The 26,470-nt window shown below is 71.6% G+C and carries 21 protein-coding genes and 1 riboswitch; of the genes, 12 read left to right on the forward strand and 9 right to left on the reverse strand.

All coding sequences use genetic code 11. The features are described from left to right. The first annotated feature begins 78 nt into the window (after nt 1-78). Both ACIBBB_RS19235 and ACIBBB_RS19240 read left to right on the forward strand, forming a co-directional pair. A complete protein-coding gene (locus tag ACIBBB_RS19235; RefSeq protein ID WP_398983462.1) occupies nt 79-1,461 on the forward strand; it encodes an SWIM zinc finger family protein in 1,383 nt (460 codons plus the stop codon). Between the two features lie 113 nt (nt 1,462-1,574). Further along, complete coding sequence (locus tag ACIBBB_RS19240; RefSeq protein WP_398983464.1) at nt 1,575-3,284, forward strand: DUF5691 domain-containing protein; 1,710 nt, start codon at nt 1,575-1,577, stop codon at nt 3,282-3,284. 28 nt (nt 3,285-3,312) lie between these two features. On the opposite strand, the gene ACIBBB_RS19245 is transcribed toward ACIBBB_RS19240, so the two are convergent. Then, nucleotides 3,313-3,726 (reverse strand): cobalamin B12-binding domain-containing protein, encoded by a 414-nt coding sequence (locus ACIBBB_RS19245; RefSeq protein ID WP_398983466.1) that lies wholly within the window; start codon nt 3,724-3,726, stop codon nt 3,313-3,315. A 300-nt stretch (nt 3,727-4,026) separates the two neighbouring features. On the opposite strand from ACIBBB_RS19245, the gene ACIBBB_RS19250 reads away from it, so the two are divergent. Both ACIBBB_RS19250 and ACIBBB_RS19255 read left to right on the forward strand, forming a co-directional pair. Further along, entirely contained in the window at nt 4,027-4,866 is an 840-nt protein-coding gene (locus ACIBBB_RS19250; protein WP_398983935.1) for an esterase/lipase family protein, read from the forward strand. A 305-nt stretch (nt 4,867-5,171) separates the two neighbouring features. Continuing rightward, nucleotides 5,172-6,767, forward strand: a complete 1,596-nt coding sequence (locus tag ACIBBB_RS19255) for a peptidoglycan DD-metalloendopeptidase family protein (RefSeq protein WP_398983468.1) — start codon at nt 5,172-5,174, stop codon at nt 6,765-6,767. An 82-nt stretch (nt 6,768-6,849) separates the two neighbouring features. Here the strand turns inward: ACIBBB_RS19255 and ACIBBB_RS19260 are convergent, their stop codons facing one another. Next, nucleotides 6,850-9,390 (reverse strand): ATP-dependent DNA helicase, encoded by a 2,541-nt coding sequence (locus ACIBBB_RS19260; protein ID WP_398983470.1) that lies wholly within the window; start codon nt 9,388-9,390, stop codon nt 6,850-6,852. Nucleotides 9,391-9,582: 192 nt separating this feature from the next. Further along, nucleotides 9,583-9,745: riboswitch (cyclic di-AMP (ydaO/yuaA leader) on the forward strand. On the opposite strand from ACIBBB_RS19260, the gene ACIBBB_RS19265 reads away from it, so the two are divergent. The 4 genes from ACIBBB_RS19265 to ACIBBB_RS19280 all read left to right on the forward strand — a co-directional run bounded on the left by ACIBBB_RS19265 (nt 9,744) and on the right by ACIBBB_RS19280 (nt 13,898). Beyond that, nucleotides 9,744-10,910, forward strand: coding sequence for an NlpC/P60 family protein (locus ACIBBB_RS19265; RefSeq protein ID WP_398983472.1), 1,167 nt, complete (start codon nt 9,744-9,746; stop codon nt 10,908-10,910). It overlaps the preceding riboswitch by 2 nt. A gap of 127 nt (nt 10,911-11,037) precedes the next feature. Continuing rightward, nucleotides 11,038-12,141, forward strand: a complete 1,104-nt coding sequence (locus ACIBBB_RS19270) for a hypothetical protein (protein ID WP_398983474.1) — start codon at nt 11,038-11,040, stop codon at nt 12,139-12,141. A 230-nt stretch (nt 12,142-12,371) separates the two neighbouring features. Further along, a complete protein-coding gene (locus ACIBBB_RS19275; protein ID WP_398983476.1) occupies nt 12,372-13,424 on the forward strand; it encodes an NlpC/P60 family protein in 1,053 nt (350 codons plus the stop codon). A 69-nt stretch (nt 13,425-13,493) separates the two neighbouring features. After that, nucleotides 13,494-13,898: a hypothetical protein gene (locus ACIBBB_RS19280; protein ID WP_398983478.1), complete on the forward strand. Its 405-nt coding sequence runs from the start codon at nt 13,494-13,496 to the stop codon at nt 13,896-13,898. A gap of 11 nt (nt 13,899-13,909) precedes the next feature. Here the strand turns inward: ACIBBB_RS19280 and ACIBBB_RS19285 are convergent, their stop codons facing one another. Further along, nucleotides 13,910-14,623 (reverse strand): LuxR C-terminal-related transcriptional regulator, encoded by a 714-nt coding sequence (locus ACIBBB_RS19285; RefSeq protein WP_398983480.1) that lies wholly within the window; start codon nt 14,621-14,623, stop codon nt 13,910-13,912. Beyond that, a complete protein-coding gene (locus ACIBBB_RS19290; protein ID WP_398983482.1) occupies nt 14,620-16,017 on the reverse strand; it encodes a PspC domain-containing protein in 1,398 nt (465 codons plus the stop codon). Before ACIBBB_RS19290 ends, ACIBBB_RS19285 begins: the two co-directional genes overlap by 4 nt. A gap of 166 nt (nt 16,018-16,183) precedes the next feature. Here ACIBBB_RS19290 and ACIBBB_RS19295 point away from each other — a divergent pair, with 166 nt between their 5' ends. After that, entirely contained in the window at nt 16,184-17,485 is a 1,302-nt protein-coding gene (locus ACIBBB_RS19295) for a PspC domain-containing protein (protein WP_398983484.1), read from the forward strand. Next, nucleotides 17,472-17,735, forward strand: coding sequence for a hypothetical protein (locus ACIBBB_RS19300; RefSeq protein ID WP_398983486.1), 264 nt, complete (start codon nt 17,472-17,474; stop codon nt 17,733-17,735). The genes ACIBBB_RS19295 and ACIBBB_RS19300 overlap by 14 nt, the downstream gene beginning before the upstream one ends. On the opposite strand, the gene ACIBBB_RS19305 is transcribed toward ACIBBB_RS19300, so the two are convergent. From ACIBBB_RS19305 to guaA, 4 genes are all read right to left on the reverse strand, one after another. Next, the gene (locus ACIBBB_RS19305) at nt 17,642-18,160 is read right to left on the reverse strand and encodes a DoxX family protein (RefSeq protein ID WP_398983488.1); all 519 of its coding nucleotides are present in this window, start codon (nt 18,158-18,160) and stop codon (nt 17,642-17,644) included. The genes ACIBBB_RS19300 and ACIBBB_RS19305 overlap by 94 nt on opposite strands. 146 nt (nt 18,161-18,306) lie before the next feature. Beyond that, the gene (locus ACIBBB_RS19310; RefSeq protein ID WP_398983490.1) at nt 18,307-19,572 is read right to left on the reverse strand and encodes a hypothetical protein; all 1,266 of its coding nucleotides are present in this window, start codon (nt 19,570-19,572) and stop codon (nt 18,307-18,309) included. Between the two features lie 94 nt (nt 19,573-19,666). After that, nucleotides 19,667-20,425 carry an SAM-dependent methyltransferase gene (locus tag ACIBBB_RS19315; RefSeq protein WP_398983492.1) on the reverse strand — a complete coding sequence of 253 codons (759 nt, stop codon included), beginning with the start codon at nt 20,423-20,425 and terminating at the stop codon, nt 19,667-19,669. 114 nt (nt 20,426-20,539) lie between these two features. Beyond that, the gene (guaA, locus tag ACIBBB_RS19320; RefSeq protein WP_398983494.1) at nt 20,540-22,120 is read right to left on the reverse strand and encodes a glutamine-hydrolyzing GMP synthase; all 1,581 of its coding nucleotides are present in this window, start codon (nt 22,118-22,120) and stop codon (nt 20,540-20,542) included. 311 nt (nt 22,121-22,431) lie between these two features. On the opposite strand from guaA, the gene ACIBBB_RS19325 reads away from it, so the two are divergent. Beyond that, entirely contained in the window at nt 22,432-22,713 is a 282-nt protein-coding gene (locus tag ACIBBB_RS19325; protein WP_398983496.1) for a chorismate mutase, read from the forward strand. A gap of 737 nt (nt 22,714-23,450) precedes the next feature. Continuing rightward, nucleotides 23,451-24,470: a hypothetical protein gene (locus ACIBBB_RS19330; RefSeq protein ID WP_398983498.1), complete on the forward strand. Its 1,020-nt coding sequence runs from the start codon at nt 23,451-23,453 to the stop codon at nt 24,468-24,470. Nucleotides 24,471-24,569: 99 nt separating this feature from the next. On the opposite strand, the gene ACIBBB_RS19335 is transcribed toward ACIBBB_RS19330, so the two are convergent. Continuing rightward, complete coding sequence (locus tag ACIBBB_RS19335; RefSeq protein WP_398983500.1) at nt 24,570-26,462, reverse strand: GMC oxidoreductase; 1,893 nt, start codon at nt 26,460-26,462, stop codon at nt 24,570-24,572. Nucleotides 26,463-26,470 lie beyond the last annotated feature (8 nt).

The following is a 26,470-nucleotide window of genomic DNA, read 5'->3' on the forward strand; positions in this document are numbered from 1 at the left end:
CGTGCACCATGCCACTGACAATCGACCGTTTCCGCAGGTCGGAGCCGATTGTCAGTGGGGCCGCCTAACGTCTTGGACATGGATAACGCGGGGGTGCGCTGGACGACGGAACAGGTGCTGGCCCTGGCACCTGACGATGCGTCACGCAAGGCCGGGGCCAGGCTGAGCGCGGCCGGGCCCTGGTCGGACGCGGGCAGCAGCGGGGAGGGGGCCGTGTGGGGGCTGTGCGAGGGGAGCGGGAAGAAGCCGTATCAGACGGTGATAGATACGAAAGGCCCCGCGTACACGTGCAGTTGCCCGAGCCGGAAGTTCCCGTGCAAGCACGCGCTGGGGCTGCTGCTGCTCTGGGCGGGCGAGGGGACGTCCGCCGTCAGGACCGTCGTGGACGTGGGGGACGGGGCCGCGCCCGACTGGGCGGAGGAGTGGCTGGGGGGCCGCAGGAAGCGGAGCGAGGAGCGGGAGGAGAGAGCGAAGGCCGAGGCCGGCGGGGCGGCCGGGCAGGCCGACCCGGAGGGGGCCAGGCGCCGGGCGGAGCGCAGGGCGGCACGGATCACCGGCGGGGCGCAGGAGCTTGAGCAGCGGCTGACGGATCTGCTGCGCGGCGGGCTGGCGGCGGCCGAGCAGTCCGGTTACGGGCTGTGGGAGGAGACGGCCGCGCGCATGGTGGACGCGCAGGCGCCCGGACTGGCCGCGCGGGTGAAGGAGTTGGGCTCGATCCCGGGCTCGGGGGCGGGCTGGCCGGTACGGCTGCTCGAAGAGTCGGCTCTCCTGCATCTGCTGGATCAGGGCTGGCTGGGGATCGGCCGGCTGCCCGCGCCGCTGGCGACCACGGTCCGTACGCGGGTCGGTCTTCCCTCGCCCGCCGACGGCCCGCCGGTCAAGGACCACTGGCTGGTCCTCGCGCAGTACGACACGTCGGACGGCAAGATCACCACGCGCCGGATCTGGCTGTACGGGCGGGAGTCGGGGCGTACGGCGCTGGTGCTGGGGTTCGGCGCGGCGGGCCGTTCGCCTGGGCCGGCGCTGCCGGTGGGCCTGGTGATCGAGGCGGAGCTGACGCCGCACGCGGGGGCGGGGCAGTTGCGTGCCGATCTCAGCGAGGAGGTGGGCGTTCCCGAGCCGACCGGGACGCCCCCGCCCGGCGGGACGACCACGGCGGCGGTGGAGGCGTACGGCTCGGCGCTGCGGGAGGATCCGTGGCTGGACTCCTGGCCCGTGACACTGACCGACGTCATACCTGTCCCCGACGGAGGGGACGGGGACGGGTGGCAACTGGCCGACGCCGAGGGGGAGTCTGCCCTGCCGATCGCGCCCGCCGCACTCACGCGGCCGGGGCTGTGGAAGCTCGTGGCGCTGTCCGGCGGCGGGCCGGTCACGGTCTTCGGCGAGTGCGGGCACCGCGGCTTCACCCCGCTCGCCGTGTGGTCGGCGGGCTCGTCGGAGACGGTCCAGCTGACGTGAGCCGAATCCGGCCGGTCTCCCCGGGCCGGACGACACCCGTCCGCAGTCCGGATGCCCGTCCTCTGTCCATACGTCTATCCATACGTCTCTATCCATACGTACGGAGGCACCCGATGACCGGCACCACCCTCCCCGGCGGCGCGACCGCCGGGACCACTTCCTGGGAAGAGCTCGTCACATCGGCCCTGCTCGGCACGGACCGCCGCACACCACCGGCGGACGTCATGGCCTCCGGCCAGGACGCGCCCGTCGCGCTTCTGGACGCCGCCGCGCTCCACACGCTCCGGCGCCGCGCGGGCCTGCTCCCGGCGCGCGCCGCCGCCCGGCCGGAGCCGGCGCCCGAGGACGACCGCCGCGAACTGCCGGAGCCGGCCCGCCGGCGGCTGTCGCAGTTGCTGGCCGACCGCTCGGCCCCGGCCGGTACGGGAGGCAGGCGCGGTACGACCCCCGACCTGACCGAGCTGCTGCCCCAGTGGCTCACCGCCGCCAACGACCACGGCTACCGCGCCCCCGCCGCCGCGCTGCCGGCGCTGCTGGACGCCGCGCGCGGGCGCAACGACCTTCGGCCGCACGCTCTCGCGTTCGCCGGGCCGCGTGGGCTCTGGCTCGCGCGCTTCAACCCGGACTGGAAGTTCGCCCTGCGCGGCGCCTCCGGCGGCGCGGTCCTGCCGGGTGTCCAGGACTCCGAATCGGTACGGCAGTTGTGGGAGCAGGGCCTGTTCGCCGAGCGGGTCGCGCTGCTCGCGGCCGTACGCACGCAGGACGCGAACGCGGCGCGGGCGCTGCTGGCCACGACGTGGTCGACGGAGCGCGCCGAGGACCGGCTGATGTTCCTCGACTCGCTGCGCGCCGGACTGTCCGACCTCGACGAGCCCTTCCTTGAGGAGGCGCTCTCCGACCGCAGCCGCAATGTCCGCGCGACCGCGGCCGAGTTGCTGTCCGCGCTGCCGAACTCCGCGCTGGCCGCACGGATGGCGGCGCGCGCGGCGACGTGCGTGAGCCTGGACCGGGCGGCCGGACCCGCGGGTCCGGCCGTCATCGTCGAAGCGCCGCACGAGTGCGACGCGGACATGCAGCGCGACGGGGTGAGCCCGACACCGCCGAGCGGCCGGGGCGAACGGTCCTGGTGGCTGGGGCAGTTGGTGGAGGCGTCACCGCTGTCGGTCTGGCCGGACCGGCTCGGGGGCCGTACGCCCGAGGACATCGTGACGCTGCCGGTCCTGGACGACTGGACGGACGAACTGCACGCCGCGTGGTGCCGGGCCGCCGTCCGTCAGCGCGACGCCCGCTGGGCCCGCGCCCTGCTGGGCCCGCCGGCCGTGTCCCCGGCCGCCGGCCCGGGGGCGTCGTCCCTCGCGGAGCGCGCGAAGCTGCTCGGCACCCTGCCGGTGGCGGAACGGGCCTCCTGGGTGGCCGAGTTCATAGCCGCGCACGGTCTCTCGGAGGCGTTCCAGCTGCTCGGTGTCTGCGCGGTGCCCTGGTCCGGGCCGCTGGGCCGGGCGGTCGTCGACGCGCTCGACATCGCGCGGGACGGCGGGAGTTACCCATGGAGCTTCAGCGGCGTGATGGGCCTCGCCGAACGCTGCCTGGACCCGGCGGAGGCCCCCCACCTGGAAATACTCACGGCCACCCCGGACGAACCGGAAGGCGCGTCACCCGGAGCGGGCGGCTACTGGTCGGAGGCGTTCCAGCGGCTCGTCTCCACCCTGCGGCTGCGCGCCGCGATGATGTCGGAGCTGACGGGTGCCCCGGACCCTCAAGCGCCGGACGAGCCGTCGAGCCCCGTGACCGCGCCTGAGGACAGCTCCCCCGCCGACGGCTGAGGACAGCTCCCACCCCGCAGGTGGGCCGCTACGCGCCCGCCGGCTGGGACACGTTCGCGTTCACCCATTCCACGATCGACGTCGTCGTCGCGCCGGGCGTGAAGATCTCCGCCACGCCCAGCTCCTTCAGCGGCGGGATGTCCGCCTCCGGGATGATGCCGCCGCCGAAGACCTTGATGTCCAGCGCGTCGTGCTGTTCCAGCAGATCGATGACCTTCGCGAAGAGCGTGTTGTGCGCGCCGGAGAGGATCGAGAGACCGATCGCGTCGGCGTCCTCCTGGATCGCGGTGTCCACGATCTGCTCGGGCGTCTGGTGCAGCCCGGTGTAGATGACCTCCATACCAGCATCCCGCAACGCTCGCGCGATGACCTTGGCCCCGCGATCGTGGCCGTCGAGACCTGGTTTCGCCACCACCACACGGATCGGACCGGTCACACCCATCACTGCCTCCACATACCGACTTCGTCGTCATTGGCACGGGTCCCCGTACCGGCGAGGGACGGAGAGGTGAACGAACGTTATCTCCAGCATCTCGCACGCTGCTGTTTCGCGGCGGCCGGGGAGGGGGAAATCACACATGGGGATATGTTCACTCTGCTTCGTGTCGGCCCCATCCGGCACGGGAGCCGCAAGGGAATCGCTTCCCGTGCGGTGTAGGGAGGTAGGTCAATGAAGATCCCGCCTTTCTCCGAGCTCTTCTCGCCCTTCCCGTCTGTCGTACGGCGGCCTGCGGCCTGGGAAATGCCCGTCACGCTCCTGCGGGCCTCAATCCTTGAGATGGCCATCCTCGCGGGGCACCTGGTCCTCTATCCGGGTGGAATCGCCAAGGAACGTCCGGCACCGGACCTGCCGCCCGAGGCCGCCACACTGCCCACGGAGGGCCGCTCCCGGCCCCCGGTCCTGCTTCTGCACGGTTTCGTGGACAACCGCTCCGTCTTCGTCCTGCTGCGCCGCTCCCTCGCCCGGCACGGCTGGACCCACCTCGAATCGCTCAATTTCTCGCCGCTGACCAGCGACATCCGGCTGGCCGCCGAAGTGCTCGGTCGGCACATCGAAGAGGTCTGCGCCCGTACGGGGCACCGCGAGGTCGACATCGTCGGCCACAGCCTCGGTGGATTGATCGCCCGGTATTACGTACAGCGACTGGGCGGGGACGTGCGGGTACGGACCTTGGTCACCATGGGCACACCCCACGCGGGTACCGGCGCCATCCCGTTCGCCAGCGCGCACCCGGTCGTCCGGCAGATGCGGCCCGGCTCGGACCTGATCGAGGAGCTGCGGGAGCCGGCGCCCGGCTGCCGGACCCGGTTCGTCAGCTTCTGGAGCGATCTCGACCAGGTCATGTCACCGGTGGAGGCGGCCCGCGTCGAGCACCCCGACCTCGACGCGCAGAACGTGGGCGTGACCGGTATCGGCCATCTCGCCCTGCCGGTGCACCCGGCCGTCGCCGCGGGCATCCGGTATGTCCTGGAGCACGACGACAGCGACGAGCTCGCGGAGCTCATCGAGTCGGCCGAATGGACGGGAAGCGCCGTGGAGCAGGCCGAGAATCAGGCCGACGGCGCGATATCGGTGGCCTGAGGTCCCTCGGCGGTCCAAACGCGGGCACCGGAACTGGTTGCGTCCCGTGCCGATTCGATGTCGCTTCGACACCTCACCGAAACCCTTAAAATCGAACGATTATCGAACGTACGGCCAAAGGTGTGCCCACAGTCCGCCGAAAGACGGCCGAATGCCCGTTTCCAGAGCGCCCGGAAGCCGCCGAAGATTGTCGCCGTCGCATACCGCCGGGTACAGTCGCGGCCACTGCTTTCCCTTCTGGGTCCCTCTGTTCGCCAAGGCGGCCCCAGGAACCTGCTCCTGCTGCCGAGGCGAGAGAGAAGTTGGTGAACGACCAGCACCCCCACGCCGGATATGCCGCTCACGACGGCTACTCCTCAGGCAGCTTCGACAGCGACCCGCTTTTCGGTGCCCTTCCGGGCACGAGCCCGGTGGGCGCGGTCACTTACGACGCGGACCAGAGCGGTCAGTACGACTCGGCGCAGTGGAACGCGGGTTACGACCCTTACGCGACGCACGCGCCGCAGGAACCCCAGGTTCAGTACGAGGCGTACGACGCGTACGCGGCACAGCCCCAGCAGCCCCAGCAGTCGTACGACACGACGGGTCAGTGGGACGCGAACGCCTGGAACGAGGCGAACCAGGCGGCGAGTTACGGATACGACCCGGCCGGTCAGGGTGTCCAGGCCGACCAGTGGGCGGCGCCCGTCGCCGACACCGGCGCGTACGACGCCACCGCCTGGAACTCGGGCGCGCCGGCCGCACAGCCGGACCTGCCGCTCCAGGCCGACGCTCCGTACTACGGCGACAACGCGGGGTACGAGTCCTACGAATCGGCGGCGTACGAGCCCGCCGCCTACGAACCGGCCGCGTACGAGCCCGAGATCGAGCACCAGCACGAACCCGAGTACGCGCAGCAGGAGTTCGCGCCGCCGGAGTTCGCGCAGGCCGAGTACGAGACGCCGGAGTACGAGCAGTCCGCGTACGAAGAACCCATGTACGAAGCGCCGGTCTACGGCGACGAGCACGAGTACGACACGCCCGGTCCGGAGCCTGAACAGCTGTCGGAATCGGAGCTGGAGCTCGATTCGGACTATTCCGAGCACGCGGATGCGGATCATGTCGTCGGGGCAGCCGCCACCATCACCCCGCGCCCCGTCCGCCGGGCGGCCGGAGGCAGCCGCAGCAGGCGCCGTACACCGGCGAAGCGTTCGGCTCTGCTGACCGTCGCGGTCCCCTCCGCCTGTGTGATGGGCGTCGCCGGTATCGCCGCCGCTTCGGTCGGCGGACTCGGCGCCGCCGACGAGACCAAGGACGACTCGACGACGCTCACGGCGTCGGACGCGGCAGCGGTCAAACCCGCCGCGGTGAACAACAAGCTCGACACCCAACTCGCCGCTCTCGACGCCGACGCACGTGACTTCGGGGACCGCGCCAGCCGCACCCAGGAGCGCATCGACCTCAAGGAGCGGCAGGCGGCGGAGAAGAAGAAGCGCGACGCGCTGGCCGCCGCGCGCGAGGCCGCCCGCCCCAAGTTCGCCATCCCCGTGGCGAATCACGCCCTCAGCGCGTATTACGGCCAGGCCGGCGTCAACTGGATGTCGATGCACACGGGCATCGACTTCCCCGTCTCGTACGGCACGCCGGTGATGGCGGCGACGGACGGCACCGTCCGTACACAGTGGAACAGCGCGTACGGCAACATGGCGATCGTGACGGCCGCCGACGGCACCGAGACCTGGTACTGCCACCTCAGCAGCACGAAGATCCGCTCCGGTTCGGTCAAGGCCGGTGACGAGATCGCCTACTCCGGGAATTCGGGCAACTCCACCGGCCCGCACCTGCACTTCGAGGTACGGCCCGGCGGCGGCGCGGCGATCGACCCGCTCCCCTGGCTCCGGGGCCACGGCCTCAACATCTGACACCCGGCCGCGAGCCGAATCTCTTCTTTCGCGCGTTCGGCGCGGCGGGCCGAGAACACCCCGCCGCGTCGGCGTCCGCGCGTTACAGCTTGTCGACCGGCGCGTACCGCAGCAGCAGCCGCTTCGGCTTGGAGTCCCCGAAGTCGATCGTCGCCTGCGCGTCGGCGCCCGACCCCGTCACCGTGACGACCGTTCCGAGCCCGAACTGGTCGTGCGTGACCCTGTCCCCCACCGCGAGCGAGATGACCGGCTTCTCCGTCGCGCGCCGCGTGGCGAAGCCCGCCGGGCCCGACCGGGCGCGGGAAGTGGACAGCGAGGACGTGATCCCCGAGGTCGGACCGGCCGGGGCGGCCATCGGGCCGGTGCGCTTCCACTCCAGATGCTCGCCCGGAATCTCCTCCAGGAAGCGCGACGGCGGATTGTACGAGGGCTGGCCCCACGCGCTGCGCATCGAGGACCGGGTCAGATAGAGCCGCTCCCGGGCACGCGTGATGCCGACGTACGCCAGCCTGCGCTCCTCCTCCAGCTCCTTCGCCTGGCCGAGCGCGCGCATGTGCGGGAAGACGCCGTCCTCCAGGCCCGTCAGGAAGACGACAGGGAATTCGAGCCCCTTCGCCGTGTGCAGCGTCATCAGAGTGATGACACCGGAGCCTTCCTCGTCCTCGTCGGGGATCTGGTCGGAGTCGGCGACGAGGGCGACCCGCTCCAGGAACTCGGCGAGCGTGCCGGACGCCGCCGCGGCGGGCGCGTCCGGAGCGGGCGCGTCCGCGGCAGGGGTGTCCGCGGCAGGGGTGTCCGCAGCAGGGGTGTCCGCAGCAGGCGCCGTCGTGTCCGCCCCCGCCGCCTGGGCCCGCTCCTGCTCGAACTCCAGCGCCACGGCGGCCAGTTCCTGCAAGTTCTCGATCCGCGTCTCGTCCTGCGGGTCGGTCGACGCCTGCAACTCCGCGAGATAGCCGGTCCGTTCGAGCACGGCCTCCAGGACCGTCGCCGGACCGGCGCCGGACTCGACGACCGTACGCAACTCCTCCATCAGCGTGTTGAAGCGCTTCACGGCGTTCGACGAACGGGCCGCCATGCCGTACGCCTCGTCGACCCGGCGCAGCGCCTGCGCGAAGGAGATCTTCTCCCGCGCCGAGAGCGCGTCGATCATCGCCTCCGCGCGGTCGCCGATGCCGCGCTTGGGCACGTTCAGGATCCGGCGCAGCGGGACGCTGTCCTCGGGGTTGGCGAGCACACGCAGATAGGCCAGCACATCGCGGACCTCCTTGCGCTCGTAGAAGCGCACACCGCCGACGACCTTGTACGGGAGGCCGACGCGGATGAAGATCTCTTCGAACACACGTGACTGCGCGTTCGTCCGGTAGAAGACGGCGACGTCGCCCGCCTTGGCCTCCGACGCGTCCGTCATGCGGTCGATCTCGTCGGCGACGAACTGCGCCTCGTCGTGCTCGGTGTCCGCCACGTACCCCGTGATCAGGGCGCCCGCTCCGGCGTTCGTCCAGAGACTCTTGGGCCGCCGGCTCTCGTTGCGCTCGATGACCGCGTTGGCCGCGCTGAGGATCGTCTGCGTGGAGCGGTAGTTCTGCTCCAGCAGGATCGTCGTCGCGTCCGGGTAGTCCTCCTCGAACTGGAGGATGTTACGGATCGTGGCACCGCGGAACGCGTAGATGGACTGGTCCGCGTCACCGACGACGCACAGCTCCGCCGGGTCGTGCCCCTCGCCCGAGGGGCCGACCAGCTCACGCACCAGGGTGTACTGCGCGTGGTTGGTGTCCTGGTACTCGTCCACCAGGACATGGCGGAAGCGGCGGCGGTAGTACTCGGCGACTTCCGGGAACGCCTGGAGCAGATGGACCGTCGTCATGATGATGTCGTCGAAGTCCAGCGCGTTGGCCTCGCGCAGCCGCGCCTGGTACATCCGGTACGCCTCGGCCAGCGTCTTCTCGAACGGGTCACCGGCCTGACCGGCGAAGGTCTCCTCGTCGATCAGCTCGTTCTTCAGATTCGAGATCTTGGCGCTGAAGGACTTCGGGGGGTGCCGCTTGGGGTCGAGATCGAGATCACGGCAGACCAGGGCCATGAGCCGCTTGGAGTCGGCCGCGTCGTAGATCGAGAACGACGACGTGAAGCCGAGCCGCTTCGACTCACGGCGCAGGATCCGCACGCAGGCACTGTGGAACGTCATCACCCACATGGCGGCCGCACGCGGGCCGACGAGCTGCTCGACGCGCTCCTTCATCTCGCCGGCGGCCTTGTTGGTGAACGTGATCGCCAGTATTTCGCCCGGATGCACCCGGCGCGTCCCCAGCAGATGCGCGATCCGGTGGGTCAGCACCCGGGTCTTGCCCGAGCCCGCGCCGGCCACGATGAGCAGCGGCGATCCGGTGTGCACGACGGCGGCGCGCTGCTCCTCGTTCAGCCCTTCGAGCAGCGCCGCCGGGTCCACGACGGTGCGCGGAGCGCCGTCGCGATGGTGCGGATCCCTGGGCGGGGGCACGTCGAACTTCCCTCCGAAGAGATCGTCGGGCACCTGTTCCGGAGCGGTGTCCTCGGGCGGCGGCGGGGGCTCCTCGGCCGAGGGCTGGAGGTCCGCCAGGAAGCTGTCGTCAAAGAGGCTGCTCATCGCTTCCTGAGTCTAGGGTGCCGCACTGACAGCGGACCGCCACATGGCGCGGTGGGGGCGCCGACGGGCGTTTATGTGAAAGGTCACGGAAATGTATCGGGCATATCGACCATCAACCTTCACAGCGGCACCACGCATTGGCTAGCGTGCTCGCCGAGGCGTTCCGTACTCCATCGGTGATCAGCGCCGAGCGGACGGCCTCCGCCGAATCCGGGCTTCCCCGAGGGGAGTTCGGAACCGGGGACCCACCACGTTCCACCGGGGTGAATCGGGCCGTTTTCCCAGGCCCGTAGGGCAGCCTTCCGTTCCGCCCGAACCCGACAGCTAACCCGGTAGGCGGTCCACGGAAGGAGATGCCGGCCTTGGCATCGCATCGCAAAGCGCGCACCCGCACCGGAATACGCGCGAACACCCCCGCCGTCGGTTTCACGACAGCCGCCCTCGCCTCGGTCACGCTGCTCTCGACGCAGAGCGCCACCGCCGCGCCGGCCGACCCCAAGCCCTCGGTGGAAGAGGTGCAGAAGAAGGTCGACGACCTGTACCGGCAGGCCGGTACGGCGACGCAGCAGTACAACAAGGCGAAGGAAGCGACGGACACCCAGCGCAAGTCGGTCGACCGGGTCCTTGACGAGGTCGCCAAGAGCGCCGACAAGGTGAACGAGGCGCGGCGCGCCCTCGGTACGTATGCCGCCGCGCAGTACCGCGCGGGCGCCGTCGGTCCCACGGCCGCCCTGATGTTCGCCGACAGCCCCGAGTCGTACTTCGAGCAGACCCAGCTGATGGACCGGCTGACCGAGCGCCAGCAGGGGGCCGTCGAGGACTTCCAGAAGGAGCAGCGGTCCGCGTCCAAGCAGCGCGCCAAGGCGACGAAGAGCCTGGAGACGCTGACGGAGTCGCAGGCCTCGCTCAAGGTGGGCAAGCAGAAGGTCCAGAACAAGCTCGCGGCGGCGCGGTCGCTGCTCTCGGAGCTGACGGCGCAGGAGAAGGCGCGGCTCGCCGCCCTGGAGCGGGAGAAGGAGCAGGAGGCGCGCCGCAAGGCCGAGGCGAAGGCCAAGGAGGAGGCCGCGGAGCGCAAGCGCCAGGAGGAGGCGCGGCAGGAGGAGCAGCCCGCGACCGGCGGCACGGGCTCGGGGACCGACACCGGTTCGGGCGCCACGGACGGTACGTACGCGGCCAAGGCCGAGAAGGTCCTCGCCTTCGCCCGCGCCCAGATCGGCAAGCCGTACGTGTGGGGCGCCACCGGTCCCAGCTCGTACGACTGCTCGGGGCTGACGGCCGCCGCCTGGAAGGAGGCGGGCGTGCAGCTGCCGCGTACGACCTGGGACCAGGTGAAGGTCGGCAAGCGCGTCGCCACGGCGGACCTGCTCCCCGGCGACCTGGTGTTCTTCTACGACGACATCAGCCACGTCGGCATCTACCAGGGCGACGGCAAGATGATCCACGCGCCGAAGCCGGGCGCGAACGTCCGCGAGGAGTCGATCTACTACATGCCGATCTACGGCAGTGTGCGCCCGGCCTGAGCCCCTCCGGGGGCGGCTGCCCCGACAGGACTTTCTGAGAATCTCCGTGCGATCATGCGACAGATGTCCCTGGGGAGGGGCCGTCGCGGTGGTCCAGACACCGCGCCGGTGAAAGAAGGAGTCCGGCATGAACACGGGTGGGGATCAAGGCGGTTCGTCCGTTTCCGACGAGGAGTGGGAGCGGTTCCTGCGGGAGTCCGCGGACGGCGTGCCCGACGCTCCCAAAGAGGCTTCCGCACGCGCCCGGCTCGTGGCACGGCGGCTGCGGGAGGAGCCCGCGCCCCCGGAGGGATGGCGTACGCACACGCCCGCCCGGCGGCCGAGGCGGCCGAAGGTCCGGTACCTCGTGGGGCTGCTGGCCTCGGTCGCGCTGCTGGCCGTGGCCCTGGATCCGGGGCGGGTCACCGGGTGGTTCGGCGATGACGCCGGGGCCGGAGGACCACTCGCCGCGGAGTCGGAACGCCCGGACCAGGCACCGCCCATCGAGCCGGCCCGGCTGCCCACGCTCGACGAACCGTTCAAGGGCTCGCCCGCCGTGCGCTGGGAGAGCGGGACGGCCGGGATCACGGTGCCCGCGGCCAGGGCGACCGGGTGGATGAGCAAGGGGCAGGTGAAGGACGCGCTCGACCGGAGCCGTGACTTCCTCGCCGCTTCCAGTCTGGATCCGGCGGTGCTGCTGGGCGCGCACCCGGCGAAGGCGATCGCGCTCATCAACCCGCATCAGAAGGACGTCCAGGACTTCCTGGCGACCGCGTTCCGCGCGCCGGGCGAGGAGAACGACCCGGTGATGCTCTTCAGCCGGTTCGACGAGGCGCACACCCGCGTCGTCGGGGATGTCGTCAAGACACGGGGGCGGATCAGCTACCGGGAGGGCGAGCGCGGCGCCCTCCAGGTGACGGCCGATGTCACGTACGTCTACCCGGTCACGCGGGCGGCGGCGGACGGGGGCGGTGATGAGGTCGCGCGCACGATCGTGCGCCGCGAGACGGTGCTGAACTGGGACGATCCCGCGAAGGTGATCACCGAGCGGGGAACCTTCTCCCTCGTTTCGTACAAGGTCCACACGACCAACGGAGGCTGCGGCGCCCCCACCGGTTACCTCGTCCCCCTGTACGCCGACGAGCGGCCCGCCGGCGCGGACGGTGGCCCGGAGGTCGACCCGTACGACCGCAGCACGCCGGTGACCGACGGGAGAGCGGACGGGGAGTGCGGGAAGGCGACGCGGTCGTAGGCGGACGAGAGCGCCGTCGGTGGCCGATGAGCGGCCGTTGTCGCGGGATCGGTCAGGTCCTGCCGGAAAGTGACCTGATGGGCGGAAGAGAAGCGGGCACAATCCGCCGGCGATCTTCCACCTGCGGGCAATAGCGGCCATGGCGGCGCGCGTCCGTGACCCGCGCGCCTAGCGTCCTTTCCCGTACGGGCCGTCCGGGCCCGCGTGGAACAGAGGATGTGGACGCCCTCGTGGCAGCGCACCGCCGACCCCGATTCAGCTCCCGACCGTTCACCGGGCCGTACGGCCGCACGGCGGCCACCCTCGCCCTCGCGGGGGCCGCGACGGCGACCGGGCTCGAAGGGGCCGCACACGGCGAGCCGCAGCTCACCTCGGCCCAGGTGAAGGCGAAGGTCGACAAGCTCTACCACGAGGCGGAGGCCGCCACCGAGAAGTACAACGGCGCGAAGGAGAAGGCGGCCGACGCGAGCGCCTCGCTGGAGAAGCTGCGCGACGAGGCCACCCGGCGGACGGCACGGCTCAACGTCTCGCGCAACGCGCTCGGTTCGATCGCCGCCGCGCAGTACCGCGCGGGCGGCCTCGACCCCGCCGTACAGCTCGCCCTCAGCTCCGACCCCGAGGGATATCTGCGCGGGGCCGCGCTCGCCGAACGCGCCGGCTTCCAGCAGGCCCAGGCCGTCAACAGAATGCGCGCGCAACTCGGTGACCTCGGCCGCTTACGTAAGAAGGCCGACAAGAAGGCCGATGAACTCACCAGCCGCCAGGCCGACCTGGCCACATACAAGTCGACGGTCAAGAAGAAGCTCGCGGACGCCGAGAAGCTGCTCGACCGGCTCACCGCCGCCGAACGCGCGCGGTACGCCGAGGGCACCGGTTCGGCCGATCCACGCGCCGACCGCGCCCAGAGCCGCGCCGGGGCCCTGCCGGCGCCCAGCGGCCGCGCGGCCGCCGCGATCGCCTACGCGCGCGGGGCGCTCGGCAAGCCGTACGTGTGGGGCGCGACCGGGCCCGACGGGTTCGACTGCTCCGGTCTGACGCAGGCCGCCTGGCGCGCCGCCGGAGTCTCCCTCCCGCGCACCACGTACACCCAGATCAACGCGGGCAGGCGGGTCGCACGCTCCCGGCTCGCCCCCGGTGACCTGGTCTTCTTCTACTCCGGCATCTCGCACGTCGGGCTCTATGTCGGCGGCGGACAGATGATCCACGCCCCGCGGCCGGGCGCCGGGGTGCGGATGGCCCCGATCGACCAGATGCCCTTCGCGGGCGCCACCCGCCCCGCGTAGCGGCCCCGAGGGGCCCACCCGGCCCAGGCCCGAGTGCCGTCCCCTCCCCGCCGCACGACGATGAACGCCATGAGACACACGCGGGTCCGCGCGGCCGTTCTCCCCCTCGGCCTCACCCTCGGCTCGCTTCTCGTCCTCGCCCCGGTCGGCGTCACCCCCGCGGGCTGCGGCGACCTCACCGGCGGCCGGCTCTGCGTGGCCGGCCCGGTGGGGGGCAAGGGCGCGTTCACGACGCGTTACGCACGGCACGGCACCGGCGCGAACACCGGCCCCGCGCCCGCCTTCCGGCTCGGCTACCAGCGCAGGGACGCCCGCATCACCGCGTTCCCCGGATGGTTCGGCACCCTCCGTACGAAGGACGGCTCGGCCGCGCTGACAGGCACGCTCGACACCACACGCGGCGAGTGCGTCCGCGGCCTGCTCCAGCACGCGGGCCGGGACTACGTCACCGAGTGGCTCTGCTCGCGGGAATGACGGACACCGGCTCAGACCAGCCTGCGCGCCGTCGCCCACCGCGTGAGTTCGTGCCGGTTGGAGAGCTGGAGCTTGCGCAGCACCGCCGAGACGTGCGACTCGACCGTCTTCACCGAGATGAAGAGCTGCTTCGCGATCTCCTTGTACGCGTAACCGCGCGCGATCAGCCGCAGCACCTCGCGCTCGCGCTGCGTGAGGCGGTCCATGTCCTCGTCCACCGGCGGCGCGTCCGTCGACGCGAACGCGTCGAGCACGAAGCCCGCCAGCCGCGGCGAGAAGACGGCGTCGCCGTCCTGGACACGGAAGATCGAGTCCACGAGGTCCGTGCCGGTGATCGTCTTGGTGACATAGCCGCGCGCGCCGCCGCGGATCACGCCGATGACGTCCTCCGCCGCGTCGGACACCGAGAGCGCCAGGAAGCGCACCGGGTCCTCGGCCGCCGCCATCAGCGGGGCGCAGCGGCGCAGGACCTCCACGCCACCGCCGCCGGGCAGGTGGACGTCGAGGAGGACGACCTCGGGCCGGGTCGCCGTGATGACCGTGACGGCCTGGTCGACGTCGGCGGCCTCGCCGACGACCTCCACGCCCGTCGTCGCCGTCTGTCCGATCTCGGCCTGTACGCCGGTGCGGAACATGCGGTGGTCGTCGACCAGCACCACGCGCGCCCGCCTGGTCCCGGCCTCTCCCCCGCCGCCGTCGCCGCTCGTCCCGCTGATGCCGGTCATGCGTCCGCCGCCCTCTCCATCTCAAGCTCCACTTCCGTGCCCCCGTCGGGCGCCGAACGCACCCTCGCCGTACCGCCGTTGCGTTCCATCCGGCCGAAGATCGATTCCCGTACGCCCATCCGGTCGTCCGGCACCGAGTCCAGATCGAACCCGGGTCCGCGGTCCCGTACGGAGATGAAGACCGTCCGGCCCTCGACCTCCGCGAAGACCTGCACGGCGCCTCCCTCGCCACCGTACTTGGCGGCATTGACCATTGCCTCGCGTGCTGCCTGCATCTGTGCGGTCAGTTTCTCGTCGAGGGGACAGTCGCCGACCACGACGACCTCGATCGGTACGCCGTGGTAGTCCTCGACCTCGGCCGCGGTGGCCTTCACGGCCTCGGCGAGGGTGTCGGGTTCGTTCTCCTCGTCCTTGCCGGTGCCCTCCGGCTTGTAGAGCCAGGCGCGCAGCTCCCGCTCCTGCGCGCGGGCCAGGCGGCGGACCTCGCCGCCGTCGTCCGCGTTGCGCTGGATCAGCGTGAGCGTGTGCAGGACGGAGTCGTGCACGTGCGCGGCGACCTCGGCGCGTTCCTGGGCGCGGATGCGCATCAGGCGCTCGTCGGAGAGGTCCTGCGTCATCCGTACCAGCCAGGGGCCGGCGAGCAGCGCGACTCCGGCCACGACGGCGATGGCCGCCGTCAGGACGTTGCCGAGCTGGGCGGCCGAGCCGCGTACGACCATGAAGACGGTCAGGCCCATGCCGACCAGGGCCACGCCCGCGAGCCCGCGGGCCAGTTGGAAGACCCTGCGGCGCCTGCTGTCCGTGGAGAGCGACGCCCACTGCGCGCGTCGCGCGTTGTCGGCCTGGCGCCAGACCAGGACGACACCGGCGCCGATGAGCAGCGTCGGCCAGATGTAGTGGCCCGCGCCGCCGCGGCCGAGGTCCGCGCTGCCGACGAAGATGGACCCGACGACGAACAGCGCGATGATCGCGAAGGTCTGTCCCCTGTCGGGTTTCCGGAGCTTTCGCCGTCCGTCGCCCGTCGTCTCGAAGAGCGGGCGCGACGCGGTGGGCATGCCGCCGAAACCGAGCGGGACGACGATCCAGAAGATGGCGTACAGCATCGCGCCCAGCCCCTGGGCCAGGAACAGGCCGAGGAAGACCAGCCGCACCCAGCCGACCGGCAGCCCCAGATGCCCCGCGAGGCCGCGTGCGACGCCGCCCAGCAGTCTGCCGTCGGCGCTGCGGTAGAGCTTGCGCAGCGGCTGCTCGTCGGCCCCCGGGGCCGTCCCTGACGCCCGGCTGCGGCTCCGGGACGCGCCCGACGGTCCCGAAGGCGACCCCGCGGCCGGCCCCGCGGCCGATGACGACGACGTGGATGACGACGGGGGCGGGGTTGGCGTGGCGACCGGCATGCCATTGATGGTCACACGGCCGGGTGCGCCGTGGCATCAGGGCTGCGCCCTGAGAGCGGCCCCGAGAACGACCCTGACACCGCCCGGCCGGCCACCGCGGAATATCAGGGACCGGCCAGGGTCGGGACGGCTGGAGACCGGGCGGGCGGACGGTCACCATGGTCGTATGACTCAGTCCGTGCCGCACACCTCGACGCAGCCGCAGCCGCCGCCCCCCCAGTTGGTGCGCGCGCCGCGGCAGAAGGTCGTCGCGGGCGTCTGCGGCGGGCTGGGGCGCTACTGCGACCTCGACCCGGTCATCTTCCGGATCGTCGTCGTCGTGCTCACGCTGACCGGTGGCATCGGCCTCATCTTCTACGGCTTCGCCTGGCTGCTGGTGCCGGTCGACGGCGAGGACGAGAACGAGCTGCGCCGTCTGCTGTCGGGCCGCGTGGACGGCGCGTCCCTGATCGCCGTGCTCCTCGCGCTCGTGGGCTGCGGCCTGTTCCTGTCGATGCTCAACAACAGCGGCACCCTCGGCTTCGCCACGATGCTGTCGATCGCCACGATCGGCGCGGCGGTCTGGTCGCAGCGGCGCAGCGCCACCACGCAGGAGGGCGGCCCGCTCGACCCGGGTACGGCGGCGGCCGTGGCCGAGGCTCCCCCGGAGACGAAGGCGCCGCCGACCCCCGGCGGTCCGTCGTGGTGGCGCGACCCGATCGTCAAGGACGGCACGACGGGGCCGGCGTCGCCGCCCGACTATCTGTGGGGCCCGGACGACGAGGCGGACGCGGATCCGTCGGGCGGGGGAAAGGGGAAGCGGAAGGAGTCCGGGTCCCCGTGCGGGCGCAAGGGCCGCCCGCGCGGCATCGGCGGCCTCGTCTTCCTGCTGGCGATGGCCGCGGGCGGTCTCGGCCTCGGACTGTCGTGGGAGGAGCAGCCGCTCGGTACGAGCCTGCAGATCGCCTTCGCCGCCACGCTCGGGGTGTTCGGTCTCGGCCTCCTCGGGAGCGCTTTCCTGGGACGTACGGGCTTCGGCACGATCTTCCTCACGATCCTCACCGCCGGGCTGCTCGCGGGCTCGGCGGCCATCCCGAAGGACATCGGCACGGACTGGGTCCGTACGACATGGCGCCCGGCGACGGTCGCCTCGGTGGCGCCGGCGTACGAACTCGGCACCGGTGTCGGGACGCTCGATCTTTCCCGGGTCGGCATCGCCGCGGGCAAGACCCTCCGTACGGAGGCGGAGGTCGGCGCGGGGAAGCTGAAGGTCGTCGTGCCGCACGACGTGACGCTGAAGGTGCACGCGGAGGTGGGGCTCGGCGACCTCCAGCTCCCCGGCGAGCGGCCGAACGACATCGACCTCTCACCGGCCCAGGAACGGACGCGTACCGTGGCCCCGCCCAAGGGCGTGAAACCGGCGGGCACACTGGACCTTCGGCTCGAAGCCGGTGTCGGACAGGTGGAGGTGACCCGTGCTGCGGCATGAGTTCAAGCCGGGCAAGCTGGTGGCCGGGCTCGCCGTGACGGGCGCGGCCACCGTGTTCGCCGGAGACGCGGGGGGCTGGTGGGACGCCCCCTGGTATGTGATGGTCCCGTTCATCTGCGGCGGCCTCTTCCTGGCCTCCGCCGTGTCGATGGCCGACTACAGCATTCGCCGCCGCCTGTCGGCCAGGGCCGCGTCCAGGGAGAACACCGAGGCGCCGGCGAGCACGAGCGGCAGCCAGGCCATGAGGTAGGCGAGGTCGTTGCCGTAGTAGTACGGGTCCGACTGCCAGCTCACCGTCAGCCACAGGCTCAGGGAGATCAGCGCGCCGCCGAACGCGGCGAGCCGGGCCAGCAGCCCGACGAGCGTGCCGAGGCCGACGGCGAGTTCGCCGATGGCTATCGCGTAGCCGAAGCCCTCGGGGTTCTTGAGGGAGAGGTCGACGAGCGCGGGGATGGCCGAGCTGTCCCGCACGCTCCGCATCAGGTCACCGACGGAACCGGGCCCGTCGGCCGACATGAAGGCGCTGTCGGTGAGTTTGTCGAGTCCGGCGTAGATGAAGGTCACTCCGAGGAAGATCCTCAGCGGCAGCAGGGCGTACTTCGTCGCCGAGTCCTTCCAGCCCCGCTGCTCACCGCCGACCGTTCCGAAGGTGTCTGTCCGGTATCCGTGCGCCATAGCGCGTCCTGCCTTTCCGCTGCCCACGTCGCTCGCAGGGCTCGATTGTCCCCGCGTGCCTCGTGCATGCATACGGATGGGACGGACCCCGCGCTCAGCGGTCCGCCCGCTATGTCGCCGTCCGTCCGCACTGTGCCGGTCCGGACTCAGTCCACGACGTCGATCGCCACGCGGTTCGTCTCGACTCCGGCCGCCGTCACCACCTGTACGTCGAGGCGCCCCGGCTCCACGTCGACCGGGACGGGCACGGTGAGCACGGTGTCCGACGGGTTCTGGAAGCCGCCGGGGACCGGGACCAGCGGTACGTGGATATGGACCGGTCCGATCCGTACGACCATCCTGGCCAGCCGGTCCGGCGTGCCCGCGCCCGGCGGCACGAAACCGGTCCCCCGGATCTCGATGTCGTCACCGGTGCGGATCGGCGCGTCCAGATCCCCGGCCTCCCTGGCCCGGACGACCGAGAGCACCACCGGACGACCGCCCTCGGCCCACTTCCCGGCGAAGTACGTCGCGGCGGAGACGATCACCAGCAGGGCGAGCGCCCACGGCAGGTCGGGCAACTGCTCGGGGCGGCGGGCCAGCCGTACCGCCGAGAAGAGCACGGCGACGGCCGTGACCAGCGTGTACTGGACGTCGGCGAAGCTGCCGCGCCCGCCGTCGTCGCAGAGCAGGTCGGCGAGGCGCGGACGCTCGGCCCGTACCTTCTGAAGGCGCCGGTCCCCGACGCGTACGCCCACCACCCGGCGTACGACGACGGCGGTCGCGCACACCACGGTCACCACGGTCAGCATGCCGACGCCACGGGCGAGTTCGAGCCCCGCGATGAGCGCGTCGCGCGCGTCGTTGTCGGACGCCCCGGCGAGCTGGAGCGCGAGCACCAGCACGGCGAAGACGACGAGCAGCACCCACGCGGAGGCGATGGTGCGGGAGGTCGACAGCCGGTTGTCCTCGCCGATGAGCGGGGCGAGGAGGCCGCCGCGCGTACGGTGCAGCCTGGCGGCGCCGGTGAGCAGTCCGGCCACGACGAGGGAGGCGATCAGCCCCGCCGTACGGGCGCCGGTCCAGCCCGCGCCGATCGCGGTGACGGCCAGCCCCAGCACGAAGACCACGACGGCTCCCCACACCAGGAGCAGCGTGTGCCGCCAGACGGCGAGCAGCCAGGCGTCGCCCGCCTCGCGGCTGCGGTCGGCGACGGCGCGCGCGGACTGGGTGAGTTCGTCGGACACCCACTGCCTGGACGCGCCGGGTGAGTGCGCGAGCGCGGCGGGCAGGCCCTGGCCCGCCGCGAACTCCTCACGTTTCGCGAGGAACGCCGCGACCGCCCGGCGGTGCCCCTCAGGAGCCCCGCTCGGGCAGTTCCCGCAGGTACAGCCCCCGCCGTGCGTGCCTTGCCCCGCCACTTGCACCGCCACGCCGAATGCCGCCTTCCCCGCCCCGCACCCGTCGCTGTCTCTCCGGGTGAACTTCCTTGCTGTGACTGGGAATTGTGCCGTATCCAAGAGGGGGTCAGACGCCGAGGACCAGATACGCGAAACCCAAGTACCCCCGGTAGCCGCCGAGATAGCCCGCGCGGTGCCTGGCGGCAGTGACCCGGGCGGCGTCGTGCAGGGGGTGATCGGGGTGGTCGAGGGCCCAGCGCTCGCCCCAGCCGGCCCGGCCGTTGGACTCGAAGACATCCCATTCGCGCTGGTCGGCGACGGTGGTACGGAGCGGTGCGAAGCCGGCGTCGGCGGCGGCCCGGACCAAGTCGTCGAGCGAGCCGACCAATTCGTCCTCGACGGCGCCGAGTCCCGTCAGCGCGGCGTCGGTCGGTGGAACCGCCCAGAATCCGTCCGCGAGAAGCACATGCCCGCCGGGCTTCACGGCCGCGCGCAGGGCGCGCAGCGCCTCGCGGGTCGAGCCGGGCCAGGCGTGCACGGCGCCGATACAGACGGCGAGGTCGTATCCGGTCCGCGTCCACGCGTCGGCGGAGCTCTCGTGGAAGGTGACCCGGCTGCCGAGCCCCCGCTCCCGGGCGAGCCGTCGCCCGCGCTCGACCGCGACGGGATCCTTCTCCACACCGTCACCGGAGCTGCCGGGGGCGCCTTCGACCATCCGCAGCAGCAACTCGCCCCAGCCACAGCCGAGATCGAGCACCTTCCCGCCCTCGGGCACGGGACAGGCGTCGACCAGTGAACGGGCGTGCTCTTCGGAGAGGGGAGCGTTCCAGGTCAGGAGGGGGTTGTTGGGGGCGGCGAGGATGGCGTTCAGTTCGTCGTCGGACATGGTGGGAGACGCTCGCACAGGCGATCGGCCGGGTGCGAGCGAATTCTTCCGCACATGCCGATGCCGCCACCCGGACGAATGAGCGACGGCATCGGCGTTGACCCGGGAGGACGGTCACTCCCACTCGATCGTGCCCGGCGGCTTGCTCGTCACGTCCAGGACCACGCGGTTCACGTCCGCCACCTCGTTGGTGATGCGGGTGGAGATCTTCGCCAGTACGTCGTACGGCATCCGCGTCCAGTCCGCCGTCATGGCGTCCTCCGAGGAGACGGGGCGCAGCACGATCGGGTGGCCGTAGGTGCGGCCGTCGCCCTGGACGCCCACGGACCGGACGTCCGCGAGCAGCACCACCGGGCACTGCCAGATGTCGCGGTCGAGACCGGCCGCCGTCAGCTCCTCGCGGGCGATGGCGTCCGCCTCGCGCAGCAGGTCCAGGCGCTCGCGCGTGATGTCGCCGACGATACGGATGCCGAGGCCCGGTCCCGGGAAGGGCTGGCGGTGGACGATCTCGTCCGGCAGGCCCAGCTCCTGGCCGACCATCCGGACCTCGTCCTTGAAGAGCTGGCGCAGCGGCTCGATGAGGGAGAACTCCAGGTCCTCGGGGAGTCCGCCGACGTTGTGGTGCGACTTGATGTTGGCCGTGCCGCTGCCGCCGCCGGACTCGACCACGTCCGGGTAGAGGGTGCCCTGGACCAGGAATTCGACCGGCTCGCCGGGCTCGGCCTCGGCGATGATCTCCGCCTGGGCCTGCTCGAAGACCCGGATGAACTCGCGGCCGATGATCTTCCGCTTCTGCTCGGGGTCGGAGACTCCGGCCAGCGCGGCCAGGAACCGCTCCTGTGCGTCGACGACCTTCAGCTGCACACCGGTCGCGGCGACGAAGTCCTTCTCGACCTGCTCGGTCTCGCCCTTGCGCATCAGTCCGTGGTCGACGTACACGCAGGTCAGCTGGGAGCCGATGGCCTTCTGTACGAGGGCGGCGGCGACGGCCGAGTCCACGCCGCCGGAGAGACCGCAGATCGCGCGGCTGGAGCCGACCCGCTCACGGATCGCGGCGACCTGCTCCTCGATGACGTTGCCGGTGGTCCAGGTCGGCTCGATGCCGGCGCCCCGGTAGAGGAAGTGCTCAAGGACCTGCTGGCCGTGCGTGGAGTGCATCACCTCGGGGTGGTGCTGGACCCCGTACAGCTTCTTCTCGTCGTTCTCGAAGGCGGCGACCGGCACCACATCGGTGGAGGCGGTGACGGTGAAGCCCTCGGGGGCGGCGGAACAGGCGTCGCCGTGCGACATCCAGACCTGCTGCTCGGCCGGGGTGCCCTCGAAGAGGGTGGAGCCGGCCAGGGAGACGTGGAGTCCCGTCCGGCCGTACTCACGCGAGCCGGTGTTGTCGACCGTCCCGCCGAGTGCCGTCGCCATCAGCTGGAAGCCGTAGCACATGCCGAAGACCGGGACCCCGGCCTCGAAGAGCGCGCGGTCGACGGTCGGGGCGCCCTCCGCGTACACGGAGGACGGGCCGCCGGAGAGGATGATCGCCTTGGGGTTCTTGGCCAGCATCTCGGCCACCGGCATCGTCGAGGGGACGATCTCGCTGTAGACCCGGGCCTCGCGGACGCGGCGGGCGATGAGCTGGGCGTACTGCGCGCCGAAGTCGACGACGAGTACGGCGTCGGGGGCGGCGGGGGGTACTGCTGGCACGGGCGCGGCCTTCCGGCGGTGAAGGGGTTCGGTACTCCGATTCTAACGGGGGCCGAACACAGCTTTTCGTCTCAGCATCCGAACCCCGCGCGGGGCTCCCGGCGGCCCTCGGGCATACTGACCGCCATGCGCGAGCACTCGACCTTCGTCTTTATCTATGGCACCGGCCCGTCCGGCTGCCATGGTCGTGCCGCTTGAGCTGACAAGCGACTTCCCAGGCGCCCCGGGCCGACAAGGCCCGGGGCGTTCCGCGTTGTCCGGGCCGGATGTTCGCCGCTCGGGGTCTCCCCCTTCGTACAGAGGAGCCCTTCATGACTGTCACCGACCGCACCGGCGCCCGTACCGACGAGGCCGCAGAGGTGATCGACGGCGCCCGTGAGCGCATCGACGCGCTGGACGACCGGATCATCGGTCTCGTACAGGAACGGATGGCCGTCTCGTCCGTCATCCAGAACGCCCGTATCGCCTCCGGCGGACGCCGGGTCAACCTCTCCCGCGAGAACGAGATCCTGGGCCGCTTCAGCGACGCGCTCGGCACGCCGGGCACCGCGCTCGCGATGACGCTGCTGGAGCTCTCACGCGGCCGGATCTGAGCGGGTACGGGGGCGGTGCGGCCCGGAGTCGCCCGGACTGTACGGACATGGGTTCGGGCGCATCCTCACCCGTACGGCGCGTGACCGGACCCGCCGGGCCTTCGTTGGTCCCGATGTCCGTGCCAGCCAGGGGCGGGCCCGAACAAACCACGCGTGGCTTCGCTGGGGCGTGTGACGTACCGCTGGTGCGTCGTGGGACCTCGTCTCAGCGCGAGTGACCGGTCGGCAGGGGACAGCATGCCCGGTCACCCCAAGAGCGGTCGGCACCGGGGACGCCCGGGGCCGACCGCATACGGATACGGATCCCCCCGTGTCCGGCCGACAGTCCGACCGCACCTTCGGCTCTTCCCGCTCTTCACCGCTCACCAGTCCACCGTCCCGAACTCGCGGCGCTCACCCCCCCAGCGCCGCGATCCGGCACCGCGCGCCGCCCTGACGCCACGGTGCCGACGACAAGGGCCCCGCAGGCGCCCGTCCGATTCACTTCGGACCGGGCCCGCGGGGCCCTTGTCGCGTGTGGCCGCGTGTGGCCGCGTGTGGCCGCTCGTCGCCGCTCGGAGTGTGACGGCCGTCACATAAGGATTCTGTGAGGAAGTGGGCAACCATCTGCCCAGGTCACAGGTCCATCATGCGACACAAAGGTCTCTCCTGCCCCATGTCGGAGCACCCATAGACTCCGCACCGCCTGTCCGCGGTGCCCGGACTTCGCCGAGGTCTTCATGAAGCTCCGCCGCGCCATGGCCGTCGCAGCAGCGACCGCTGTCATGGCCCCTGCCGCCTTCCTGGCGGCGCCGGCCGCGTACGCGGCCGATGGTGACCCCGACACCACCGGCACCACCCAGACCACGCCCGCCGACGAGAACCCGCCGCCTCCCGGCGACGACGAGGCCGAGACTCCGCCCGCGGACGACGAGCTCGAAGCCCCGCCCACGGACGGCCAGGATCCGCCGCCCGGCGACGACGAGGTCGTCACGGCGCCCGGCGAGGCCGAACCCCCGGCGCAGGACGACGAGCCGGAGAACCCGGGCGGCGAGAACGACGACGAGGATGACGACGGCGAAGAGGAACAGCCCACGCCTCCCGACGAGGAGTGCGCCGACGCCGACTTCAGGACCACGCTCTCCGGCCTCCCCAGCAAGATCGTCGCCGGTTCGGGCTGGAAGGCGTTCCATCTGAACCTCGACAACACCAACGGCGAGGAGGCCGTGTCGGTCGACCTCGGCGCCGTCGTGCTCTACAAGAAGGACGCCCACGGCTCCTTCGAGTCCAGCCTGACCTCCACGTACGCGCGGTTCGAGTACTACGACGGCAGGAAGTGGGTCAACGAGCTCTCCGACGGCGGCTCGATCGCGGGGAAGGTCCTCGACATCGAGGCGGGCGAGACGTACTCGCTCCAGCTCCGTCTCAAGATCGCCGCGAAGGCCCTGGCCGGTTCGGCCGTCGCGATCGCCTTCGCGGTCTCCGTCGACGAGGAGAAGTGCTCGCTCGACGAGAAGTGGTACAGCTTCCGGGTCCTGGCCGCCGACACGGAGCCGGGCGACCTCCCGCCGGCCCAGCCCGAGAAGGGCGAGAGCCCCGCGGACGTCAAGCCGCAGGGCGGTTCGGAGCCACTGCCCGCCGCCGCGACCGGCACCCTCGCCGAGACCGGCTCCCACTCCATGCTGCCGGCCCTCGGCACGGCGGCCGGGCTCGCGGTCGTCGCGGGCGGCGGCCTGGTGTTCGCGCTCCGTCGCCGGAGCGGTGACGCCGCCGCGTAACACGCGCCGGCAGAGCCCGCGGGCGCGGGCCACGAGACCGGAGGCGCTGCACTCGGAGGGGGGTGCAGCGCCTCCTTGCCGCCCGGACGACCGTTGGCGCTACACCGCTCTCTTCGGCGGGACCGCCGGCAGCCCGAGGAACGGCAGCTTCAGCGCCCCGAAGGCCGACGCCGGGACCGCCGGCGACTTCGGCGCGACCGCCTCCCGCCGTACGTACGCCGCCCCCGCCGACTGCTCCGGACGCGGGTCCCTCTCCCCCTTGTTGGGCCAGAAGGACATCGCGCGCTCGGCCTGCGCGGTGATGGTGAGCGACGGATTGACGCCGAGGTTCGCCGAGACCGCCGAGCCGTCGACGACCGAGATACCCGGGTGGCCGTACAGCCGGTGGTACGGGTCGATGACACCGTGCTCCGCGTCCGCCCCGATCGGGCAGCCGCCGAGGAAGTGCGCGGTGAGCGGAGTGCCCATCAGCTCACCGACGTTCGAGCCGGCGAAGCCGTTGATCTCCTCGGCCAGCAGCGTCGCCGTGCGCGTGCCCTCCGCGATCTGCTTGGGGTTGGGGGCGCCATGACCCTGACGGGCCGTCAGCAGACCTTTCCCGAGGCCGCCTTGTTTGCGGTACGTCGTCAGCGAGTTGTCGACGGACTGCATGACCAGACCGATGATGGTCCGCTCCGACCAGTGCCGGTTGGAGAGCGAACGGGCCGCGCGGACAGGGTGTTTGGCCATGTTGCCGAGCCAGCCCGCTATCCGGCGTCCGTTCTCGCTGTACGGGACCTGGAGGATCGAGAGCGAGCCCATCGCGTTGGACCCCTTGCCGTAACGGACGGGCTCCACATGGGTGTCGGCGTCGGGATGGAAGGAGGAGGTGATGGCGACACCACGGGTGAAGTCGGCCCCTCCCCGGCCACCGGCGGCGCCGTGCTTCTTCCGGTAGCGCCGGTCGGTGGTCTGGGCGCCCACCAGGGCCTCGGAGTTGGTACGGGTCAGCTCACCGAGCCGGTCGGACAGCCGGGGCAGCCGACCCCGGTCCTTCATCGTGTGCAGCAGGGTCTGCGTCCCGTACGTCCCCGCTGCGATCACGACATGGCGGGCGCGCAGCACCCGTGGCGCCGACTTCCGCCGGTGGGTGGGGACGGTCGCGACACGATGGCCGCCGGCCGGGTCCTCGGTGATGTCGACGACGGTCGTCATGGGGCGGATGACCGCCCCGGCCTGTTCGGCGAGGTGGAGATAGTTCTCGTTGAGCGTGTTCTTGGCGCCGTGCCGGCAGCCGGTCATGCACTCACCGCACTGGGCGCACGCCTTGCGGGAGGGACCGGCGCCGCCGAAGTACGGGTCGCCGACGGACGCGCCCGGCTCCGCCCGCTCCGTACCGTCGGCGTCCTTGCCGTCGCCGAAGAAGACCCCGACCGGCGCGAGGTGGAAGGTGTCGCCCACGCCCATCGCCTGTGCGGTCGCCTTGAGATGGACGTCCGAGGGGGTCATGGTCGGGTTGAGCCTGACGCCCAGCATGCGCCGGGCCTGGTCGTAGTACGGGGCGAGTTCGGTCTGCCAGTCGGTGATGCCGGCCCACTGCTTGTCCTCGAAGAACGCCTTCGGCGGCACGTACAGCGTGTTCGCGTAGTTGAGCGAGCCGCCGCCGACACCGGCGCCCGCCAGGACCATCACATTGCCGAGCAGATGGACCCGCTGGATACCGAAGAGGCCGAGGGCCGGGGCCCACAGATAGTTCTTGATGTCCCAGGAGTTCTTGGGGAGGGTGCCGGGCGTGAAGCGACGGCCGGCTTCGAGGACCCCGACGCGGTAACCCTTCTCGGTCAGCCGCAGCGCTGAGACCGCACCGCCGAAGCCCGACCCGACGACGATGACGTCGTAGTCGTCACCGTCACCGTCACCGGTTTCGTCGGCGTCGGAGACAGCGACAGCGACGGCCTCCGCCTCCGCCGCGACCTCGTCCTCCGGGCCCCGGGCATGGATCTCCCCTGACATCGGCTCTC

The sequence above is a fragment of the Streptomyces sp. NPDC051217 genome (assembly GCF_044455465.1).
Classification (GTDB): domain Bacteria; phylum Actinomycetota; class Actinomycetes; order Streptomycetales; family Streptomycetaceae; genus Streptomyces.

Coding starts and splice junctions, on each gene's coding strand:
- ACIBBB_RS19260 (WP_398983470.1), bottom strand. CDS start 9,390: ATGAGCAGCCTCTTTGACGACAGCTTCCTGGCGGACCTCCAGCCCTCG.
- ACIBBB_RS19325 (WP_398983496.1), top strand. CDS start 22,432: ATGACTGTCACCGACCGCACCGGCGCCCGTACCGACGAGGCCGCAGAG.
- ACIBBB_RS19330 (WP_398983498.1), top strand. CDS start 23,451: ATGGCCGTCGCAGCAGCGACCGCTGTCATGGCCCCTGCCGCCTTCCTG.
- ACIBBB_RS19305 (WP_398983488.1), bottom strand. CDS start 18,160: ATGGCGCACGGATACCGGACAGACACCTTCGGAACGGTCGGCGGTGAG.
- ACIBBB_RS19335 (WP_398983500.1), bottom strand. CDS start 26,462: ATGTCAGGGGAGATCCATGCCCGGGGCCCGGAGGACGAGGTCGCGGCG.
- ACIBBB_RS19235 (WP_398983462.1), top strand. CDS start 79: ATGGATAACGCGGGGGTGCGCTGGACGACGGAACAGGTGCTGGCCCTG.
- ACIBBB_RS19250 (WP_398983935.1), top strand. CDS start 4,027: ATGCCCGTCACGCTCCTGCGGGCCTCAATCCTTGAGATGGCCATCCTC.
- ACIBBB_RS19270 (WP_398983474.1), top strand. CDS start 11,038: ATGAACACGGGTGGGGATCAAGGCGGTTCGTCCGTTTCCGACGAGGAG.
- ACIBBB_RS19285 (WP_398983480.1), bottom strand. CDS start 14,623: ATGACCGGCATCAGCGGGACGAGCGGCGACGGCGGCGGGGGAGAGGCC.
- ACIBBB_RS19245 (WP_398983466.1), bottom strand. CDS start 3,726: ATGGGTGTGACCGGTCCGATCCGTGTGGTGGTGGCGAAACCAGGTCTC.
- ACIBBB_RS19240 (WP_398983464.1), top strand. CDS start 1,575: ATGACCGGCACCACCCTCCCCGGCGGCGCGACCGCCGGGACCACTTCC.
- ACIBBB_RS19280 (WP_398983478.1), top strand. CDS start 13,494: ATGAGACACACGCGGGTCCGCGCGGCCGTTCTCCCCCTCGGCCTCACC.
- ACIBBB_RS19315 (WP_398983492.1), bottom strand. CDS start 20,425: ATGTCCGACGACGAACTGAACGCCATCCTCGCCGCCCCCAACAACCCC.
- ACIBBB_RS19290 (WP_398983482.1), bottom strand. CDS start 16,017: ATGCCGGTCGCCACGCCAACCCCGCCCCCGTCGTCATCCACGTCGTCG.
- ACIBBB_RS19265 (WP_398983472.1), top strand. CDS start 9,744: ATGCCGGCCTTGGCATCGCATCGCAAAGCGCGCACCCGCACCGGAATA.
- ACIBBB_RS19295 (WP_398983484.1), top strand. CDS start 16,184: ATGACTCAGTCCGTGCCGCACACCTCGACGCAGCCGCAGCCGCCGCCC.